Origin of the sequence: Variovorax sp. EL159 (assembly GCF_900100965.1) — a bacterium.
Lineage (GTDB): Bacteria > Pseudomonadota > Gammaproteobacteria > Burkholderiales > Burkholderiaceae_C > Variovorax.
On record NZ_FMUJ01000001.1, the window covers coordinates 1,209,433 to 1,225,577 of the forward strand.

Annotated in this window: 13 protein-coding genes; 11 read left to right on the top strand and 2 right to left on the bottom strand. The window is 65.6% G+C overall.

What is annotated here, in order from left to right; translation table 11 throughout:
* Positions 1 to 24 precede the first annotated feature (24 nt).
* From BLQ28_RS05705 to BLQ28_RS05740, 8 genes are all read left to right on the top strand, one after another.
* Entirely contained in the window at positions 25 to 678 is a 654-nt protein-coding gene (locus BLQ28_RS05705) for a TetR/AcrR family transcriptional regulator (protein WP_371126570.1), read from the top strand.
* A gap of 12 nt (positions 679 to 690) precedes the next feature.
* The gene (locus BLQ28_RS05710; protein ID WP_093237543.1) at positions 691 to 1,296 is read left to right on the top strand and encodes an isochorismatase family protein; all 606 of its coding nucleotides are present in this window, start codon (positions 691 to 693) and stop codon (positions 1,294 to 1,296) included.
* A 114-nt stretch (positions 1,297 to 1,410) separates the two neighbouring features.
* On the top strand, positions 1,411 to 3,348 hold the full coding sequence (locus tag BLQ28_RS05715; RefSeq protein WP_256327188.1) for a propionate--CoA ligase: 1,938 nt from the start codon (positions 1,411 to 1,413) through the stop codon (positions 3,346 to 3,348).
* Between the two features lie 179 nt (positions 3,349 to 3,527).
* Positions 3,528 to 6,404 (top strand): 2-oxoglutarate dehydrogenase E1 component, encoded by a 2,877-nt coding sequence (locus tag BLQ28_RS05720; RefSeq protein WP_093237545.1) that lies wholly within the window; start codon positions 3,528 to 3,530, stop codon positions 6,402 to 6,404.
* Positions 6,405 to 6,458: 54 nt separating this feature from the next.
* A complete protein-coding gene (gene odhB / locus BLQ28_RS05725; RefSeq protein ID WP_093237546.1) occupies positions 6,459 to 7,730 on the top strand; it encodes a 2-oxoglutarate dehydrogenase complex dihydrolipoyllysine-residue succinyltransferase in 1,272 nt (423 codons plus the stop codon).
* A 14-nt stretch (positions 7,731 to 7,744) separates the two neighbouring features.
* Entirely contained in the window at positions 7,745 to 9,175 is a 1,431-nt protein-coding gene (lpdA, locus tag BLQ28_RS05730) for a dihydrolipoyl dehydrogenase (protein ID WP_093237547.1), read from the top strand.
* 76 nt (positions 9,176 to 9,251) lie between these two features.
* Positions 9,252 to 10,349, top strand: coding sequence for a cell division protein ZapE (gene zapE / locus BLQ28_RS05735; protein ID WP_093237548.1), 1,098 nt, complete (start codon positions 9,252 to 9,254; stop codon positions 10,347 to 10,349).
* The gene (locus BLQ28_RS05740) at positions 10,346 to 11,011 is read left to right on the top strand and encodes a hypothetical protein (protein ID WP_093237549.1); all 666 of its coding nucleotides are present in this window, start codon (positions 10,346 to 10,348) and stop codon (positions 11,009 to 11,011) included. Before zapE ends, BLQ28_RS05740 begins: the two co-directional genes overlap by 4 nt.
* A gap of 25 nt (positions 11,012 to 11,036) precedes the next feature.
* On the opposite strand, the gene BLQ28_RS05745 is transcribed toward BLQ28_RS05740, so the two are convergent.
* A complete protein-coding gene (locus tag BLQ28_RS05745) occupies positions 11,037 to 11,807 on the bottom strand; it encodes a PP2C family protein-serine/threonine phosphatase (protein WP_093237550.1) in 771 nt (256 codons plus the stop codon).
* 106 nt (positions 11,808 to 11,913) lie between these two features.
* Between BLQ28_RS05745 and BLQ28_RS05750 the strand changes: the two genes are divergently transcribed.
* Both BLQ28_RS05750 and BLQ28_RS05755 read left to right on the top strand, forming a co-directional pair.
* Positions 11,914 to 12,117 carry a DUF465 domain-containing protein gene (locus tag BLQ28_RS05750; protein WP_093237551.1) on the top strand — a complete coding sequence of 68 codons (204 nt, stop codon included), beginning with the start codon at positions 11,914 to 11,916 and terminating at the stop codon, positions 12,115 to 12,117.
* Entirely contained in the window at positions 12,114 to 14,168 is a 2,055-nt protein-coding gene (locus tag BLQ28_RS05755) for a DNA repair helicase YoaA (RefSeq protein ID WP_093237552.1), read from the top strand. The genes BLQ28_RS05750 and BLQ28_RS05755 overlap by 4 nt, the downstream gene beginning before the upstream one ends.
* A gap of 89 nt (positions 14,169 to 14,257) precedes the next feature.
* Here BLQ28_RS05755 and BLQ28_RS05760 read toward each other — a convergent pair whose 3' ends face one another.
* The gene (locus BLQ28_RS05760; RefSeq protein WP_093237553.1) at positions 14,258 to 15,064 is read right to left on the bottom strand and encodes an outer membrane protein assembly factor BamD; all 807 of its coding nucleotides are present in this window, start codon (positions 15,062 to 15,064) and stop codon (positions 14,258 to 14,260) included.
* A gap of 23 nt (positions 15,065 to 15,087) precedes the next feature.
* On the opposite strand from BLQ28_RS05760, the gene BLQ28_RS05765 reads away from it, so the two are divergent.
* A complete protein-coding gene (locus BLQ28_RS05765) occupies positions 15,088 to 16,113 on the top strand; it encodes an RluA family pseudouridine synthase (protein WP_371126574.1) in 1,026 nt (341 codons plus the stop codon).
* The last annotated feature ends 32 nt before the right edge of the window (positions 16,114 to 16,145 follow it).

The following is a 16,145-nucleotide window of genomic DNA, read 5'->3' on the forward strand; positions in this document are numbered from 1 at the left end:
CTCACTGACGCACGCCGTGCGCTGGTGCTCGACGCAGCCCGTGCGGTGTTCGCGGAAGCAGGTATCGAGGGCGCGAGCATCCGGGAGATCGCGAAAAGGGCCGGGTACACGCCGGGCGCCATCTACTCGTACTTCGACAGCAAGGAGGCGATCTATGCCGCTTTGCTCGACGAGTCGCTGTTGCGCCTGCAGGCCGCCGTCGCGGAGGCCCGGGTGTCGAAGAGCCGGCCCGACAAGACCCTCGCCGCCAGGGCACAAGCCTGGTTCGATTTCTACGCGGCCAACCCGCGCGATCTCGACCTCGGCTTTTATCTGGTGCACGGCATGCGACCCCGCGGACTGACCAGCGAGCTGGACCACGAACTCAACGACCGCCTCTATGACGCCCTGCGCCCCTGCGAAGACGCCTTGCTGGCCCTCGGCCTCGACGCGGCACATGCGCTCCAGGAAAACACGGCGCTTTTCGCGCACGGTGTCGGCCTGCTGCTGATGAAGCACACGGGGCGCATCCGCATGTTCAAGCAGTCGGCCGATACGCTCTTCAAGGCCTACCTGGCGCAGTTGGTGCTGCGGTGCGCCGCGTCCCCGGGCATGGAAGAAGATGCGCCCGATGACGGCGACGCCGGCCAAGCCGATCTTTTCAGTGGTACGGTTCAGCCCAATCCAAACATCACCTGAAAGAAACGGTTCATGCAGCTCGACGCCTCGCAATCCCAACTCGTGCTGGTCGACTACCAGGCTCGGCTGATGCCGGCGGTCTTCGAGAACGAGGCTGTTGCGAAGAACGCCGTGCGTCTCGCAACGATGGCGCAATGGGTCGACGTGCCGGTGTGGGGCACCGAGCAGAACCCGTCGAAGCTGGGCGAGAACCTGCCGGACATCCGCGCCCTCTGCAAGAAGACGCTGGCCAAGATGCATTTCAGCGGCGTCGAAGAGGGGCTCGGCGAATGGCTGCGCCCGCCGGCGAAGGCCGTGCCGCAAGGCAATGCCCGCAGCCTGCCCAAGCATCTGCAGAAGCCCGCCGCGGCGGCCGAAGAACGCAACACCATCGTGATCGCCGGCTGCGAAGCCCATGTCTGCCTGCTGCAGACGGCGCTCGATCTGCTGGCAGACGAGTTCGAGGTCTGGGTCGTCACCGATGCCTGCAGCTCGCGCACCGAGCGCAACCGCGATGCCGCCTTCGACCGGCTTGCCGGTGCCGGCGCCGAGCTGGTGACCACCGAAATGGTCGGCTTCGAGTGGCTGCGTACGGCCGAACACCCTGCATTTCGCGACCTTCAGGCGCTGATTCGATAGCCGGCCTGCGGCCATCAGCAGGGCTCGACCGGATTGCTCCGGTTGTCAGCCTGCTGCAAGATCGGTCTCCATAATTATGAATTCAGTTTTAGCGATGCCGCCGGAACGGAGTACATACAGAACAGGAGACAAGTCCAGATGAGCCGCTACGAAGAGTTCTATCGCCAGTCCGTGGACGCGCCCGAGGCCTTCTGGGCCGAGCAGGCAAAGCTGATCGACTGGGGAACACCCGCGCAACAGATCCTCGACGCCAGCCAGCCGCCCTTTGCGCGCTGGTTCGTCGGTGGCACCACCAACCTGTGCCACAACGCGGTCGATCGCCACCTGGCCGATCGGGGCGGCCAGCCGGCGCTGATCTTCGTTTCAACCGAAACCGGCGTCGAGAAAAGCTACAGCTTCAAGGAACTGCACGCCGAGGTGCAGCGCACGGCCGCCAGCCTGATCGAACTTGGCGTGGGCAAGGGCGACCGCGTGCTCATCTACATGCCGATGATCCCGGAGGCCGCTTTCGCGATGCTGGCCTGCGCGCGCATCGGCGCGATCCACTGCGTGGTGTTCGGCGGCTTCGCCAGCGGATCGCTCGCCACCCGCATCGAGGATGCCGAGCCGAAGGTGGTCGTGAGCGCGGACGCCGGTTCGCGCGGCGGCAAGGTCATTGCGTACAAGCCGCTGCTCGACGAGGCGATCCGGCTGTCGAAGCACAAGCCATCGGCGGTGCTGCTGACCGACCGAGGCCTCGCTGCCATGGAACTGGTCGCGGGGCGGGACCATCTGGCCAGCGAGCTGCGGCAGAAACACCTGAATGCCGAAGTGCCCTGCACGTGGCTGGCTTCCACCGACATCAGCTACACGATCTACACGAGCGGCACGACGGGCAAGCCCAAGGGCGTGCAGCGCGACGTCGGCGGCTATGCCGTGGCGCTGGCTGCGAGCATGAAGCACATCTTCGACGGCGGGCCTGGCGAAACCTACTTCTCGACCAGCGACATCGGCTGGGTCGTGGGCCACAGCTACATCGTCTACGGCCCGCTGATCGCCGGCATGGCGACCATCATGTACGAGGGCTTGCCCACCCAGGGCATCGACCAGCAGCCCGACGGCGGCATCTGGTGGCGCCTGGTCGAAAAGTACAAGGTGACGGTGATGTTCAGCGCGCCCACCGCGGTCCGCGTGCTCAAGAAGCAAGACCCGGCGCTGCTCAAGAAATACGACCTGTCGAGCCTGCGCGCGCTGTTCCTGGCCGGCGAGCCGCTGGACGAGCCGACCGCGCGCTGGATCAGCGAGGGCCTGGGCGTGCCGATCATCGACAACTACTGGCAGACCGAATCGGGCTGGCCGATGATCACCATCGCCAACGGTGTCGAGGCCAAGGCCAGCAAGTTCGGCAGCCCGGGCGTGCCCATGTACGGCTACCGCATCAAGATCCTGCACGAGTCAACAGGCGAGGAACTGACCGCGCCGAATGAAAAGGGCGTCGTCGTGGTCGAGGGGCCGACGCCGCCCGGCTTCATGCAGACCGTGTGGAAAGACGATGCGCGCTTCGTCAATACCTACTGGAAGAGCGTGCCGGGCAAGATGGTCTATTCGACCTTCGATTGGGGCATTCGCGACGCGGACGGCTACTTCTACATCCTGGGCCGCACCGACGACGTGATCAACGTGGCGGGCCACCGCCTCGGCACGCGCGAGATCGAAGAGAGCATCTCGGGCCATGCCAACGTGGCGGAGGTGGCGGTGGTCGGCGTGGCCGACGCGCTCAAGGGGCAGGTGGCAATGGCCTTCGTCGTGCCCAAGGACGGCCGCGCCGTGGCCGACGCCGACGTGGCGCTCAAGCTCGAAGGCGAGATCATGAAAGTGGTGGCCGACCAGCTCGGCGCACTCGCGCGGCCCGCGCGCGTGCGTTTCGTCAGCGGGCTGCCCAAGACCCGCAGCGGCAAATTGCTGCGGCGCGCCATCCAGGCCGTCTGCGAGCAGCGCGATCCGGGCGACCTGACCACCATCGACGACCCCGCCACGCTGCAGCAAATCAAACAGTTACTTTCTTCGGCCTGAGTTAGCGGGGTAGGGGGTTGCGAAGCCTCCTCGAATCGTCATATGGTTGACGTGGCACAATGCCAAGGTACTCAGGCCCTTCCCCAGCCACAGTCGCATCCGCCAACCGGTTCAGCCGTGTCGCGGAAGGTTTCTTAACCAGCTAGTGCTTCCCACAGGGAAGCGAAGGTCAGCGAATCATGAGCGATTCATCGACGCCATCGGCGTACAGCGCCTACCAAGGCAACACCTACCTCTTCGGCGGCAATGCGCCCTATGTCGAAGAGATGTACGAGAACTACCTCTCCAACCCCGGCAGCGTGCCTGACAACTGGCGTTCGTATTTCGACGCCCTGCAGAACGTGCCCGCTGCCGACGGCAGCAACACCCGCGACGTCCCCCACCTGCCGGTCATCAACGCTTTCGCCGAACGCGCGAAGCAGGGCACGACCAAGGTGGTGCAGGCCAGCGGCGCCGACTCCGAACTCGGCCGCAAGCGCACCGCCGTCCAGCAACTGATCGCCGCCTACCGCAATGTCGGCGTCCGCTGGGCCGACCTCGACCCGCTCAAGCGCGCCGAGCGTCCCGCCATTCCGGAACTCGAGCCCTCGTTCTACGGCTTCACCGATGCCGACCTCGAGACGGTGTTCAACACCAGCAACACATTCTTCGGCAAGGACACCATGTCCTTGCGCGACCTGCTCAACGCACTGCGCGAAACGTACTGCGGCACGATGGGTGCCGAGTACATGTACACCACCGACCAGAACCACAAGCGCTGGTGGCAGCTGCGCCTCGAAGGCGCCCGGACCAATCCGAAGCTCAGTGCCGAGCAGAAGAAGCATGTGCTCAATCGCCTGACGGCCGCCGAAGGCCTCGAGCGCTTCCTGCACACCAAGTACGTCGGCCAGAAGCGCTTCTCGCTCGAAGGCGGCGAAAGCTTCATCGTCGCGATGGACGAGCTGATCAACCAGGCCGGCGTCAAGGGCGTGCAGGAAATCGTGATCGGCATGGCCCACCGAGGCCGCCTGAACGTGCTGGTCAACTCGCTCGGCAAGATGCCGGCCGACCTGTTCGCCGAGTTCGACCACACCGCCCCCGAAGAGCTGCCCAGCGGCGACGTCAAGTACCACCAGGGCTTCAGCTCGGACGTGACCACCCCCGGCGGCCCGGTGCACCTGAGCCTTGCGTTCAACCCCTCGCACCTTGAAATCGTGAACCCCGTGGTCGAAGGCTCGGTGCGTGCCCGCATGGACCGCCGCGGCGATCCGCTGGGCAAGCAGGTGCTGCCCGTGATCGTGCACGGCGACGCCGCCTTCGCAGGCCAGGGCGTCGTGATGGAAACGCTGGCGCTGGCCGAAACCCGTGGCTACTCCACCGGCGGCACGGTGCACATCGTCATCAACAACCAGATCGGCTTCACCACCAGCGACCCGCGCGACAGCCGCTCGACGCTGTATTGCTCGGACATCGTCAAGATGATCGAAGCACCGGTGCTGCACGTGAACGGTGACGACCCCGAAGCCGTGGTGCTCGCCACCCAGCTCGCGCTGGACTTCCGCATGGAGTTCCAGAAGGACGTGGTCGTCGACATCATCTGCTTCCGCAAGCTGGGCCACAACGAGCAGGACACGCCTTCGCTCACCCAGCCGCTGATGTACAAGAAGATCGCAGCCCACCCCGGCACGCGCAAGCTGTACGCCGACAAGCTGGCTGCGCAAGGCCTGGGCGACACGCTCGGCGACGACATGGTCAAGGCGCAGCGCGCCGCGTTCGACGAAGGCAAGAACACGGTCGACCCCGTGCTCACCAACTTCAAGAGCAAGTACGCCGTCGACTGGAGCCCGTACCTCAACAAGAAGTGGACCGACGCCGGCGACACCGCGATTCCCTCGTCCGAGTGGAAGCGCCTGGCCGAAAAGATCACCACCGCGCCGCAAGGCTTCACCGTGCACCCGCTCGTCAAGAAGGTGCTGGACGACCGCGCCGCCATGGGCCGCGGCGAGGTCAACGTCGACTGGGGCATGGGCGAGCACATGGCCTTCGCCTCGCTGGTGGCCAGCGGCTACCCGGTTCGCCTGTCGGGCGAAGACTCGGGCCGCGGCACGTTCACGCACCGCCACGCCGTGCTGCACGACCAGAACCGCGAAAAGTTCGACACCGGCACCTACACGCCGCTGCAGAACGTCGCTGAAAACCAGGCACCGTTCGTCGTCATCGACTCGATCCTGTCGGAAGAAGCCGTGCTCGCGTTCGAATACGGCTACGCCTCGAACGACCCGAACACGCTCGTCATCTGGGAAGCCCAGTTCGGCGACTTCGTGAACGGCGCGCAAGTGGTGATCGACCAGTTCATCGCCTCGGGCGAAGTGAAGTGGGGCCGCATCAACGGCCTGACGATGATGCTGCCGCACGGCTACGAAGGCCAGGGCCCCGAGCACAGCTCGGCACGCCTGGAGCGCTTCATGCAGCTGAGCGCCGACACCAACATGCAGGTGGTGCAGCCGACCACGGCCAGCCAGATCTTCCACGTGCTGCGTCGCCAGATGGTGCGCAACCTGCGCAAGCCGCTGATCATCCTCACGCCCAAGTCGCTGCTGCGCAACAAGGACGCGACCTCGCCGCTGGCCGAGTTCACCAAGGGCAGCTTCCAGACCGTGATCCCGGAAAGCAAGGCACTGAAGGCCGAGAAGGTCAAGCGCCTGATCGCCTGCTCGGGCAAGGTCTACTACGACCTGGCCAAGAAGCGCGAGGAAAAGGGCGACGACGACGTGGCGATCATCCGCGTCGAGCAGCTCTATCCGTTCCCGCACAAGGCCTTTGCCGCCGAGATCAAGAAGTACCCGAACCTCGTGGACGTGGTCTGGTGCCAGGACGAGCCGCAGAACCAGGGCGCCTGGTTCTTCGTGCAGCACTACATCCACGAAAACATGCAGGAAGGCCAGAAGCTCGGCTACTCCGGCCGTGCCGCCTCGGCATCGCCGGCGGTGGGCTACTCGCACCTGCACCAGGAACAGCAGAAGGCGCTCGTCGATGGCGCATTTGGCAAGCTCAAGGGCTTCGTGCTGACCAAGTAAAACCCGTTCTCTTTCACACGAACACCCTCAAGAACAAAACGGAGCTCACTCCAAATGTCTATCGTAGAAGTCAAAGTTCCCCAGCTTTCTGAATCCGTGGCCGAGGCCACCATGCTCACCTGGAAGAAGAAGGCCGGCGAAGCCGTCGCCGTCGATGAAATCCTGATCGAGATCGAGACCGACAAGGTCGTGCTGGAAGTGCCCGCGCCTTCGGCTGGCGTGCTGGCCGAGATCGTGCAGCCCGATGGCGCCACCGTGGTGGCCGATCAGCTGATCGCCAAGATCGACACCGAAGGCAAGGCTTCGGCCGCCGCACCGGCAGCCGCTCCCGCGGCTGCGCCGGCTGCAGCAGCGCCTGCCCCCGCAGCCGCTGCCGCCGCCACCGCCACCGGTGGTTCGAAGTCGGACGTGGCCATGCCCGCGGCCGCCAAGCTGCTGGCCGACAACAACCTGAAGACCGGCGACGTGGCCGGTACCGGCAAGGACGGCCGCGTCACCAAGGGTGACGTGCTCGGCGCGGTCGCTGCAGGCGCCAAGCCCGCCGTGGCTGCCACCATCCCCGCGCCGGCGGCCAAGCCCGCGCTGCCGCAGGTGAGCGCACCGACCGGCGCGCCCGACCTGGGCGAGCGTCCGGAACAGCGCGTGCCCATGAGCCGCCTGCGCGCCCGCATCGCCGAGCGCCTGCTGCAGTCGCAGTCGACCAACGCCATCCTGACGACCTTCAACGAAGTCAACATGGCGCCCGTCATGGAACTGCGCAAGCGCTTCCAGGACAGCTTCACCAAGGAACACGGCGTGAAGCTCGGCTTCATGTCCTTCTTCGTGAAGGCCGCGGTGCACGCACTGAAGAAGTACCCGGTGATCAACGCCTCGGTCGACGGCAACGACATCCTGTACCACGGCTACTTCGACATCGGTATCGCCGTCGGTTCGCCGCGCGGCCTGGTGGTGCCGATCCTGCGCAATGCCGACCAGATGAGCTTTGCCGACATCGAAAAGAAGATCGCCGAGTTCGGCAAGAAGGCCCAGGACGGCAAGCTGGGCATCGAAGACATGACCGGCGGCACGTTCTCGATCTCGAACGGCGGCACCTTCGGCTCGATGCTGTCGACCCCGATCATCAACCCGCCCCAGTCGGCCATCCTCGGCGTGCACGCCACGAAGGATCGCGCCGTGGTCGAAAACGGCCAGATCGTCATCCGCCCGATGAACTACCTCGCCATGAGCTATGACCACCGGATCATCGACGGCCGCGAAGCCGTGCTGGGCCTGGTTGCCATGAAGGAAGCGCTGGAAGATCCGTCGCGTCTGCTGTTCGATATCTGAGGAGAGAGAACCAGATGGCAAACAAACAATTCGACGTCATCGTCATCGGCGGCGGCCCTGGCGGCTACATCGCCGCCATTCGCGCAGCGCAGCTCGGCTTCAACGTCGCCTGTGTCGACGAGTGGAAGAACGGCAAGGGCGGCCCCGCACCGGGCGGCACTTGCACCAACGTCGGCTGCATCCCCTCGAAGGCACTGCTGCAATCGTCGGAGCACTTCGACCAGGCCGGCCACCACTTCGCCGACCACGGCATCAAGGTCGAAGGCCTGGGCCTCGACCTCGACAAGATGCTGGCCCGCAAGGACCAGGTCGTGAAGCAGAACAACGACGGCATCCTGTACCTGTTCAAGAAGAACAAGATCACCTTCTTTCATGGCCGCGCATCGTTCGTGAAGACCGATGAAACCGGCTACGAGATCAAGGTGGCGGGCGCAGCCGAAGAGTCGATCAGCGGCAAGCACATCGTGGTTGCCACGGGCTCCAACGCCCGCGCGCTGCCGGGCGTGCCGTTCGACGAGGAGAACATCCTCTCGAACGACGGCGCACTGCGCATCGGCGCGGTGCCGAAGAAGCTGGGCCTGATCGGCTCGGGCGTCATCGGCCTCGAAATGGGCTCGGTGTGGCGTCGCCTGGGCGCCGAAGTCACGGTGCTCGAAGCGCTGCCGACTTTCCTCGGCGCGGTCGACGAGCAGATTGCCAAGGAAGCCAAGAAGGCTTTCGACAAGCAGAAGCTCAAGATCGAACTCGGCGTGAAGGTCGGCGAGATCAAGTCGTCCAAGAAGGGCGTGAGCGTGGCCTGGACCGACGCCAAGGGCGAAGCCCAGACGCTGGAAGTCGACAAGCTGATCGTCTCGATCGGCCGCGTGCCCAACACCATCGGCCTGAACGCCGAAGCCGTGGGCCTGAAGCTCGACGAGCGCGGCGCCATTGCCGTGGACGACGACTGCAAGACCAACCTGCCCAACGTGTGGGCCATCGGCGACGTGGTGCGCGGCCCGATGTTGGCGCACAAGGCCGAGGAAGAGGGCGTTGCCGTGGCGGAGCGCATTGCGGGCCAGCACGGTCACGTCAACTTCAACACCGTGCCGTGGGTGATCTACACCAACCCCGAGATCGCATGGGTCGGCCAGACCGAGCAGCAGCTCAAGGCCTCGGGCCGCGCCTACAAGGCTGGCACCTTTCCGTTCCTGGCGAACGGCCGCGCACGCGCGCTGGGCGACACGACCGGCATGGTCAAGTTCCTGGCCGATGCCGCGACCGACGAGATCCTGGGCGTGCACATCGTGGGTCCGCAAGCCAGCGAACTGATCTCCGAAGCCGTCGTGGCGATGGAATTCAAGGCGAGCGCCGAAGACATCGCGCGCATTTGCCACGCCCATCCGTCGCTGTCGGAAGCCACGAAGGAAGCGGCCCTGGCGGTCGACAAGCGCACGCTCAACTTCTGATTGTTTGAGCGAACCGGCTTCAATCGCCCGTCAACCGGGTGATTGAAGCTTTTCAATTTCCAGCGATCTGAATCCCTTGAGCGTCATACAGGCTTACGAAGCGGAACTCGCGGCGCGCGGGTTCAAGAGCGATCCCGCGCAACTGCGTGCCGTCCAGGCGCTCGATCGCTGCGCGAACGAGTGGGCCGAGTACAAGGCGCAGCGTTCCAACGCGCTGAAGAAGTTCATCAACCGGCCGGAGCTGCCGCGCGGCGTGTACATGTACGGCGGCGTCGGGCGTGGCAAGAGCTTCCTGATGGACCTGTTCTTCAACGCCGTGCCGCTGCGGCGCAAGACGCGCCTGCACTTTCACGAGTTCATGCGCGAGGTGCACCGCGAACTGCGCGAGCTGCAGGGCACCGTCAACCCGCTCGACGAGCTGGGGCTGCGCATTTCCAAGCGCTACAAGCTGATCTGCTTCGACGAATTCCACGTGGCGGACATCACCGACGCGATGATTCTTCATCGGCTGCTGGTGGCGTTGTTCGAGAACGGCGTGGGCTTTGTCACCACCTCCAACTTCAAGCCCGACGACCTGTACCCCGGCGGGCTGCATCGCGACCGCATCCTGCCCGCGATCGCGCTGCTCAACGAGAAGCTCGAAGTGCTCAGCGTGGACAACGGCACCGACTACCGGCGCCGCACGCTCGAGCAACTGCGCATGTACCTCACGCCCAACGACGCGGCGTCCGAGAAGGAAATGCGCAAGGCCTTCGACAAGCTGGCCGAAACGGCGGATGAAAACCCCGTGCTGCACATCGAGCAGCGCGAGATCCGCGCACGGCGCAAGGCCGGCGGCGTGGTCTGGTTCGACTTCAAGACGCTGTGCGGCGGACCGCGCTCGCAGAACGACTACCTCGAAATTGCCAGCCAGTTCCACACGGTGCTGCTGTCCGACGTGCCGCACATGCCGGTGCGCATGGCCTCTGAAGCACGTCGTTTCACCTGGCTGATCGACGTCTTGTACGACCGGCGCGTCAAGCTCATCATGTCGGCCGAGGTTCCGCCGGAGGCGTTGTACACCGAGGGGCCGCTGGCGCACGAGTTTCCGCGCACGGTTTCCCGGCTCACCGAGATGCAGTCGAGCGAGTTTCTTGCCCTCGAACGACGCGTCGTCGACACCCGACTTACATGAAAAAAATCGCTCTTGCCCTGTTGATGACACTGGCCAGCCTGCCGCTTTGGGCGCAGTCCAATGCGGCGTCGGGCGGTGTCGACCTCGATGCCGAACGCAGCAGGCTTTCCGCCGAACGCGAGGCCGTCGAAAAGCGTTTTCTGCAAGAGCGGGTGGCCTGCTACAAGAAATTCGCGGTCGAAGACTGCCTGCGCGAGAGCCGCGACCGGCGGCGCGTCGACACGGCCAACATCAAGCGCCAGGAAACGGCGATCAACGACATCCAGCGCCAGCGCAGCGGCGCGGCCGAGCTGCAGAAGCTCGACCAGAAGGCGAGCACGCCGCGTTCGGAGGATTCGCCCGAGAAGCGAGACCAGTCGATCCAGAACCAGAAGGACCGCGAGCAGCGCGCCGCCGACCACGCGGCCAGCCGGGCTTCGGCCGCGGCACAGGATGCCGAGCGCCAGCGCCAGTTCGAATCCAAGCAAAAGGCGAACGCCGACGAGCAGGCCAAGGCTGCGCAGCGCCGGGCCGAGGCGCCGACCGCCGTCCAGCAGTACGAAAACAAGCAAAAGCGTGCCGAGGAGCACCGGGCCAGCCGCGAGCGGCAGAACGCCAACCGCAGCAAGCCGCGCGGTGCGCCGTTGCCGCCGGCACCGGCTGCCTCGGCGCCCGCGCGCTGAGTCAGATATGGGAGTGGCCTGCCGGTCAGTCCGCTGCCGGGAGCGCGTCGAGCTTCAGGACGGCAATCGAAATGTTGTCGCCGGTGCCACGGGCCCGGCGGCGTGCTTCCCCCACCAGGATTTCAACCGCATCGCGCGGCGGCTGCGCGTAGAGCACGCTTGCCAGTTCTTCGGGGCTGAAGTAGTGCCAAAGGCCGTCGCTGCAGGCCATCAGCAGATCGCCTGATTCCATCTTGGGGATGTAGTGCGGATCGATGGGCGGTGGCGTTGTCGCCATGCCCAGGCAGCCCAGCAGGATGTTGCCTTGCGGGTGCGTGTTGGCCTCGGCTTCGCTGATCTGGCCGCGGTCGATCAGCGCCTGCACGTACGAATGGTCGCGGGTGCGCTTGATGAGCTGGCCGTCGTGAAAGTGATAGATGCGCGAATCGCCGGCGTGGATCCAGGCGCAGTCGCCCTTCGGATTCATCAGGAAGGCGGCGAGGGTGCTGTGCGGTTCCTGTTCGCTCGAGATGGCGGTGAGCTTGATCACCGTGTGCGAGTCTTCCAGCATCTGCTTGAGCATGGCCTCGGGGTTGTCGCGGCCGGGCTGGTAGCGCGTGAAGAGCTGGCGCGCCGTCATCAGCACCTGGTCGGAGGCCTTGCGCCCGCCGCTGCGCCCGCCCATGCCGTCGGCCACGACGCCCAGCACGCAGCCGGGCACGCGCGGATGGCTCATCATCAGCACCTGGTCCTGCTGGTAGGGGCGGTCACCCTTGTGGAGTCCGGTGGCCGCGGCAAGTCGAAAGCCTTGAGTCATGAGGCGTATGCGCTCAGGGCGCGTTTTCTGTCTTCTCGGGGATTCTTGTCAGGACGTATTATCGAATGAACATGCGCCGCGAAAACCCCGCGTTCGCTCCCCACCGTTGGACTCCAATCTTCATTCCCTTTCCCGCCAACTGATCGAACTGCGCATCGAGCATGCCGATCTGGACGCCACCATCGACCGGCTGGCCGAGGCGTTGCCACAAGACGAGCTTTTGCTGCGGCGCCTGAAAAAGCGCCGCCTTGCGCTGCGTGACCAGATCACGCGCGTCGAAAACATGCTCGACCCGAGAGAACCTGCGTGACGGAAAGCCTCGAAGACAAGGTGCGCGACGCCTTCGCGCCCGACGGTGCGTTGTCGCGCGCTGCCGATCAATTCCGCGAGCGCTCGGGCCAGACCGAAATGGCGATGGCTGTTGCCCGCACCATCGATCAGGGCGGCGTGCTGGTCGTCGAGGCCGGCACCGGCGTGGGCAAGACTTTTTCGTATCTCGTGCCGGCGCTGCTGAGCGGCGAGCGCGTGCTGTTGTCGACCGCCACCAAGACCTTGCAAGACCAGCTGTTCGGCCGCGATCTGCCGCGGCTGGTCGAGGCATTCGGGCTGCCGGTGCGCACGGCGCTGCTCAAGGGGCGCGGCAGCTACCTGTGCCTGCATCGCCTCGACACGGCGCGGCACGACGCGTCGCTGCCGGAGCGCGGCAGCCTGCGCACGCTCGCCAAGATCGAGCAATGGTCGAAGGCCACGCGCACGGGCGACCTGGCCGAATTGCCAGGGCTGGACGAGCGCTCGCCCCTGATCCCGCTGATCACCTCCACGCGCGAGAACTGCCTGGGCGCGCAGTGCCCGCAGTTCAAGCCTTGCCATGTCAATCTGGCCCGGCGCGAGGCGCTGGCGGCCGACATCGTGGTCATCAACCACCATCTGTTCTTTGCCGACTTGGCGGTGCGCGAGACCGGCATGGCGGAGCTGCTGCCGACCGTGAGCGTGGTGGTGTTCGACGAAGCCCATCAACTCAACGAAACCGGCGTGCAGTTCCTGGGCGCACAACTCGGCAGCGGGCAGGCGCTCGATTTCGCGCGCGACATGCTCGGTGCCGGGCTCCAGCATGCGCGTGGACTGGTCGACTGGCAGCAGCTGGTCGCGGGGGTCGAACGCGCTGCGCGCGAGCTGCGGCTGGTGGTCGGCAAGCAATGGCCGGGTACCAAGCTGCGCTGGCTGGGCGCTTCGCCCGAGGGCATCGATCCGGACGCCTGGCAGCAATCGCTCGATGACCTGCAACATTCTTTCGAGTTGGCCGCCGAGGGGCTCGATACGGTCAGCGAAATTTCTCCCGACTTCGTGCGTTTGCACGAGCGGGCACGGCAACTCGCGAAGCGCACGGCGCGCTTCGCATTGCCCTGTGAGGTCGATTCGGTGCGCTGGGTCGATGTGGGCTCGCAACTGCGGTTGATCGAGTCGCCGCTCGACATCGCCGAGGCCATGCGCAAGCGCGTGCTCAAGATTGCAGAGGTCGAGGCTGAAGTCGATGGCTATGGCGAAGAGGTCGCGCGCGAGGAGCCGGTGCACGAGGACGGCGGCCGCGCCTGGGTCTTCACGTCGGCCACGCTGGGCGACGAGCCCACGTTGCGATGGTTCACCGAGCCCTGCGGTCTGCACGATGCGGAAGTGCTGCGTGTGCAGAGCCCCTTCGACTACGCCTCGCAGGCTGCGCTGTACGTGCCGCGTACTTTTCCGAAACCCAACGATCCGGTGCACAGCCAACGGGTCGCGCAACTGGCTGCGCATGGTGCGGCCGAACTCGGCGGCCGCACCCTGGTGTTGACGACCACGCTGCGAGCCCTGCGCACCATCGGCGACGCGATGCGGCAGCAGTTCGAGCTGCTCGAAACCGATGCACGGCCCGAGGTGCTGGTGCAGGGCGAGTTGCCCAAGCGCGTGCTGATGGACCGTTTCCGGGAGGGCGCGAGCGACGGTCGCGCGGGCTGTGTGCTGGTCGCGTCGGCTTCGTTCTGGGAGGGCTTCGATGCGCCCGGCGATGCGCTGCAATTGGTGGTGATCGACAAGCTGCCGTTCCCGCCGCCGAACGATCCCTTGGTCGAGGCGCGCTCGCAGCGTCTCGAGGCGCAGGGTCGGAGTTCGTTCAGCGACTACTCGTTGCCCGAAGCGGCCGTGGCCTTGAAGCAGGGTGCGGGGCGGTTGATCCGGCGCGAGACCGACAGCGGCGTGCTGGCGATCTGCGATACCCGCCTGGTGGCGATGGGGTATGGGCGCCGGCTGCTGGCAGCGTTGCCACCTATGCGCCGGCTGGACAACGAATCGGATTTCAACGCGGCGCTGGAAGCGCTCAAGAGCTAGCCAGAAGCGCCAAAGCCTCCCGTGAGGGAGGCTTTGGCGTTACGCGCCGAGGCGCGAGATTTTGTTGGAAAGCGGAAAAAAGTCCCGGCTTACCAGACCTTCCACCAGGGATCGTCCTTGCCGCGGAAGCCGTTCGCGAGGAACGTGCTTTGCGGGTAGTTGGTGGTCAGCACCCGTTGCGCGTCGTCGCGCAGGTCCTTCATGCCGAGGGCGTCGTACGACTTCACCATGATGTACAGGGCTTCTTCGAGCGCCGGCACTTCGCGGTAGTCAGACAGCGCGATCTGGGCGCGGTTGATGGCGGCCAGGTAGGCGCCGCGCGTGTAGTAGTAGCGGGCCACATGCACTTCGTATTGGGCCAGCGAGTTCACGATGTAGTTCATGCGCTGGCGCGCATCGGGCGCGTAGCGCGAATCGGGGAATCGCGTGACGAGGTCCTTGAAGGACTGGAACGACTCCTTGGCGGCCTTCTGGTCGCGCTCGGACAGGTCCTGGCGCGTCAGGAACGCGAACATGCCGAGGTCGTCATTGAAGTTGATCACGCCCTTGAGGTACAGCGCGTAGTCGAGCGCCGGGCTCGCCGGGTGCAGCTTCATGAAGCGGTCGATGGTGGCGATGGCATTCGCCTTTTCGCCCGACTTGTATTGGGCGTAGGCCTTTTCCAGCTGCGCCTGCTGCGCGAGCGGCGTGCCGGCGGCACGGCCTTCGAGCTTCTCGTAGAGCGGAATCGCCTTGTCGTAGCCGCCCGATCCGGCTTCGTCCTTGGCTTCGGAATAAATGCGGTTGGGGCTCCAGCCGGCGGTCTTGTCTTCCTTGGTGGAAGAGCAGCCAGCTGCAAGTGCAGCCGCTAAGCCGAGCGCGATCCAGGTGGGGACCGATAATTTGGCGCGAAACATCACATACGGCTTTCGTGAAACAGTTGCCCTCAATTATATCGACCGACCCTTCGGGCAATACCCCTGAAACCGTGGAGGCGTCCGAACACGAAGAGGGCGCCGATCCGATCGAGGCCAGCGAGCTGCGGCCCTTTGTCGTGGACCAGGCCCAGCACGGGCAGCGGCTCGACCGCGCGCTTGCTGCGCTGGTGCCCGAGTTTTCCCGCAGCTACCTGCAGCAATTGATCGAGGCCGGGGCGGTGGAGCTTCAGGGGCGCACGCTCACAAAGGTCTCGGCGACGGTAAAGGCGGGGCAGGCAGGTCGCATCGAACTGCGGCCCACGCCGCAGAGCCAGGCCTTCCGCCCCGAGTCGATGGACCTCGTCACCGTGCACGAAGACGAGCACCTGCGCATCATCGACAAGCCGGCCGGGCTGGTCGTGCACCCGGCGCCGGGCCACTGGAGCGGCACGCTGCTGAATGGCCTGCTGGCGCTGGACCCGAAGGCCGTGCTGCTGCCGCGCGCCGGCATCGTGCACCGGCTCGACCGCGACACCAGCGGGCTGATGGTCGTGGCGCGCACGCGGGCCGCCATGGACGCGATGGTGGCGCTGATCGCCGCGCGCGAGGTCAAGCGGCAGTATCTGGCGATGGCGCACAAGCCCTGGCTCGGCGCCGCCGCCCGACAGGTCGATGCCCCCATCGGCCGCGATCCGCGCAACCGGCTGCGCATGGCGGTGGTCGACTTGGAGCGTCATCCGGGCAAGACGGCGCGCACGCTGATCGAGCGGCTCGACTCCCATGCCGACGGCTGTGCCGTGCAGTGCACGCTCGAAACCGGCCGCACCCACCAGATTCGCGTGCACATGGCGTCCATCGGGCATCCGCTGGTCGGCGATGCGCTCTATGGCGGCGCGCCTGCCGTCGGGCTGGAGCGGCAGGCGCTTCATGCATTCAGGCTCGCCTTCGTGCATCCTGTCACGCAGGCCGCGATGGAGTTCCGCTCGCCGCCGCCGCCCGATCTCGCCCAGGCTTTGCAGTCATGGGGGCTGGACTACAATCGCGCCTGACGGCCCGAGGGCCTCGCCGGCCCCTCGATGCC